Source organism: Capnocytophaga sp. oral taxon 324 str. F0483 (genome assembly GCF_000318315.2).
GTDB classification, from domain to species: Bacteria; Bacteroidota; Bacteroidia; order Flavobacteriales; family Flavobacteriaceae; genus Capnocytophaga; species Capnocytophaga ochracea.
Window position 1 is genome coordinate 1 of record NZ_KB291507.1, and the last position, 3,608, is coordinate 3,608.

Here is a 3,608-nt window from a genome sequence, read left to right on the forward strand (position 1 = left end):
TTCTCCGTTTCCTTCCGCTCTCTCTAACCTATCCAATTTGTCCGACAAGTCTGACCTGTCAAAAAATGATTTTTATCACTATTCATTTTCTAATTTCCACATTTGCTAATCTGCTAATTTAACAGCCCGTGCGGCTCACACTGCCTGCGCGGCTCACACCGCCCGTCGTGCTACGACCTTTGGCAAAAGTTAATTATCAGTATTTCTGGCATTATTGGCATTTTTAGTATTATTAGCATCATTATTTTTGTTTTATAAATAATAATTCACTACCTTTGTACCGAATTTTAATTATGTTTCATTATGAAAACAAGAGAATCAGAAACAGTATCCATACTCAAAATGATATTCTTAGCGATTCTACTATGGTGGTTCTTATATGGCGTTTTTTATGCTTTAGGAGAATTTGTAGGGAATATCCAGAAAGACTTATGAATTTTCTTACCTCAGTCCGTCGCCTTATTCTTAGTGACAAAAGACTAACCCTTGTAGCTGTTATCTTATCCTTATTTTCTATTTATAGATTAGGGAAAACTACAAACGAATTTTTGTATTATATCTCTCATTAAACCCTTATATTATGTGGTTAGTTATTGTATTTTTATGTATCTTTTTAGTCAGTGCTTATCGCGAGAAAAATAAAGAAAGACGTTTGGTACTTTCTATTATTGGGGCGATAGCAATACTCCTTACCATAGGCTTTCAAATAGGAAGAGACCGCGCAAAAGCCGATATAACTACAGAAGAATCTGTGGTTTCAAAAACTAAATAATAAGAATACTCGTATAGCTCGCTCCTCCGAGTCCCTTCGTCAGCGTGAGCTACAAGCTCACGCCCCATTCTCTCATTCTCTCATTTCCTCATTTTCTAATTCTCTAATTTGCCACATACTCAGCTGTCATAAATTTTATCTTTTATCTTCCAAAAACTTTTTTTGCTTTTTATTTGCTTTTATCTTTTTTTGTTTATATCTTTGTCCTCTAAAACAATCGTAAGTTTTGGAATGTTAAACGAAACTATTATATTATGAATGAATTAACAGAAAAAGACCGCCAATTGCTCATTAAAAAAGGGATCTCCGAAGAAATACTCGATGCCCAAATAGCGCAATTCAAACAAGGAATTCCTCCTATACAACTGTATAAAGCCGCTGTGATAGACGATGGTATTATTCCGCTCAGCAAAGAAGAAGCCGCCAAGTACGCTGCTATTTATCAAAAACGAAAGCGCGGTAACACTATCCTCAAATTCGTACCTGCCTCTGGTGCGGCTACCCGTATGTTTAAAGCTCTTTTCGCTTTCCGAGACGATTTCGAACCCGATCGTGAGTCATTTATAGCTTATGTCAATAGAACAGGTAACAAGGAAGTTAAAACCTTCTTCGAAGGTCTCGAACGCTTTGCCTTTTATCCTATCTTAAAAGCTGCTATTGATAAAAATCACCCCGACTTTTCCTCACTAAACGAAGATATCCAAAAACACATCATCGTCAATACGCTTCTCAATGAAGAAGGGTTGGGCTATGGCAATATGCCTAAGGGATTACTACCTTTCCATAAGCATTCCGAGAAAATCGCTACTCCTTTTGAAGAGCACTTCCGCGAAGCAGTACTTTATGCCTCCGATGAGGAAGTAGCACACCTACACTTCACCATCACCGAGCAGCATACCGAAGCTTTTTATAAGGAACTCAACCATATCAAACCTATACTCGAAGAACGCTATAACATTACTTTCGATGTAACTTTCTCTTACCAAAAACCAAGTACTGATACAATTTCGGTAACCGAAGATAATGAGTTTTTCCGCGACGAAGAAGGTAATTTAGTCTTCCGCCCTGCGGGGCACGGAGCGCTACTCAGCAACCTCAACGATATCGATGCCGACATCATCTTCATCAAGAATATTGATAATGTGGTAGTCAAAAAGTATACCGATGAGACCGTGTTTTACAAAGAAGCGCTCGCCGGAAAACTATGTGAAGTACAAGACGAAGTGTTTAAAATCTTACATCGTATAGATAATGATAAGATTAAGAAGAAAGAGATTAAGCATATACTCGATTTTCTCAAAGAAATCAATATCTCCGTTCCCGATTATCTCTATAAATTCCGCCGTCAATATGCTATGGAGTTCATCAAAGAGCAACTGAATCGCCCTATACGCGTATGCGGAATGGTGAAGAACGAAGGAGAACCCGGTGGAGGTCCTTTCTGGGTGAAAGATGGTGAAGGTTATAGTTTACAAATCATCGAATCTGCACAGGTGAATATGGCAGATGCCAAACAAAAAGAAATTTTCCAGCAATCTACTCACTTTAACCCCGTAGATTTGGTTTGTGGCACGAAGAACTACAAAGGCGAGAAATTCGATTTACAACAGTACGTAGATCCTAACCAAGCCTTTATAACCTCCAAAACCTTTATGGGCAGACCGCTAAAAGCATTGGAACTCCCCGGTTTGTGGAACGGCTCAATGGCTCACTGGATTACCCTTTTCGTAGAAGTACCTATCATCACTTTCAACCCCGTAAAAGTAGTAAACGATTTATTGAAGAAAACTCACCAAGGATAATTCTTTATTAACAATTGATATTATTAAGAAAGCATTGGCAAAGGTCGTGCTACGACTTTTGCCAATGCTTTTTGTGCAATACCTTTTATCTTTTATTCACATACCCAGCTGTGAGCCTCGCTGGCTTTACCTTTTACCTTTTACCTTTTATCTTTTACCTTTTACCTAACTATACACCCCCCCGTTGATATTAATCACTTCTCCGGTGATATACGAAGCTTTTTTAGAGACTAAAAACGATACGAGGTCAGCTACTTCTTCGGCTTCCCCAAAACGACCTACCGGTATAAGTTTCACGAGGTCTTCTTCGTTGAGCGAAGAGGTCATATCAGTACGTATAAACCCAGGAGCAATGGCATTCACGGTGATGTGTCTTTTGGCTACTTCTTGCGCCAAGGCTTTGGTAGCCGCAATAATCGCTCCTTTGGCAGCCGAATAGTTGGTTTGCCCTGCGGTTCCCTTCACTCCCGATACCGACGAGATGTTGATAATACGTCCATAACGATGGCGTAACATCTTTTGGATAAAGAAATTAGTAACATTGTAGAAGCCGTCGAGGGTAGTGGAAATCACCTTGCTCCAATCCTCTTGGGGCATCCACATAAAGAGCCCATCGCGGTTAATACCCGCGTTGTTCACAATCACCTCTACTACGGCATCTTTATTGTCGTGTTGCCATTTGGTAAGGGCTTCGGTAGTACTTTGGTGGTCAGATACGTCAAAGCGTATAATCTCTCCTTCGCGCCCTAATTTCCTAATGTGATTGAGGGTTTCAAGTGCAGCAACCTCATTGCTTTGGTAAGCAATGAGTAAATGATAATCGGTGTCTTGTGCGAGTTTTTCGCATATAGCGCGCCCTATACCTCGCGAACCTCCTGTAATAATAGCATATTTTCTCATTTGTTTTTTTATTTAGTTTTACTTCTTTTTTTGTTTTCTATCATTAGTCCGACAAGTCAGATTGTTCTATTTTTTCAATCACGCTGTCGCTACACTTTGGCAAAGTTTGAAACTAAGGTTGTAAGGAACATTTT

General features: G+C 39.4%; 4 protein-coding genes. 3 read left to right on the forward strand and 1 reads right to left on the reverse strand.

Features of this window, described 5'->3' with window-relative positions; translation table 11 throughout:
* Nucleotides 1-303 precede the first annotated feature (303 nt).
* The 3 genes from HMPREF9072_RS03815 to HMPREF9072_RS03825 all read left to right on the forward strand — a co-directional run bounded on the left by HMPREF9072_RS03815 (nt 304) and on the right by HMPREF9072_RS03825 (nt 2,574).
* Nucleotides 304-435 carry a hypothetical protein gene (locus HMPREF9072_RS03815; RefSeq protein ID WP_009410610.1) on the forward strand — a complete coding sequence of 44 codons (132 nt, stop codon included), beginning with the start codon at nt 304-306 and terminating at the stop codon, nt 433-435.
* Nucleotides 436-580: 145 nt separating this feature from the next.
* On the forward strand, nt 581-772 hold the full coding sequence (locus HMPREF9072_RS03820; RefSeq protein WP_009410611.1) for a hypothetical protein: 192 nt from the start codon (nt 581-583) through the stop codon (nt 770-772).
* A gap of 254 nt (nt 773-1,026) precedes the next feature.
* Nucleotides 1,027-2,574: a DUF4301 family protein gene (locus HMPREF9072_RS03825; protein WP_009410612.1), complete on the forward strand. Its 1,548-nt coding sequence runs from the start codon at nt 1,027-1,029 to the stop codon at nt 2,572-2,574.
* A 165-nt stretch (nt 2,575-2,739) separates the two neighbouring features.
* On the opposite strand, the gene fabG is transcribed toward HMPREF9072_RS03825, so the two are convergent.
* Nucleotides 2,740-3,474 carry a 3-oxoacyl-ACP reductase FabG gene (fabG, locus tag HMPREF9072_RS03830; protein ID WP_009410614.1) on the reverse strand — a complete coding sequence of 245 codons (735 nt, stop codon included), beginning with the start codon at nt 3,472-3,474 and terminating at the stop codon, nt 2,740-2,742.
* Nucleotides 3,475-3,608 lie beyond the last annotated feature (134 nt).

What these genes read in the sequence shown, in the direction of transcription:
- HMPREF9072_RS03815 (WP_009410610.1), top strand. Translation starts at nt 304, where the DNA reads ATGAAAACAAGAGAATCAGAAACAGTATCCATACTCAAAATGATATTC.
- HMPREF9072_RS03820 (WP_009410611.1), top strand. Translation starts at nt 581, where the DNA reads ATGTGGTTAGTTATTGTATTTTTATGTATCTTTTTAGTCAGTGCTTAT.
- HMPREF9072_RS03825 (WP_009410612.1), top strand. Translation starts at nt 1,027, where the DNA reads ATGAATGAATTAACAGAAAAAGACCGCCAATTGCTCATTAAAAAAGGG.
- fabG (WP_009410614.1), bottom strand. Translation starts at nt 3,474, where the DNA reads ATGAGAAAATATGCTATTATTACAGGAGGTTCGCGAGGTATAGGGCGC.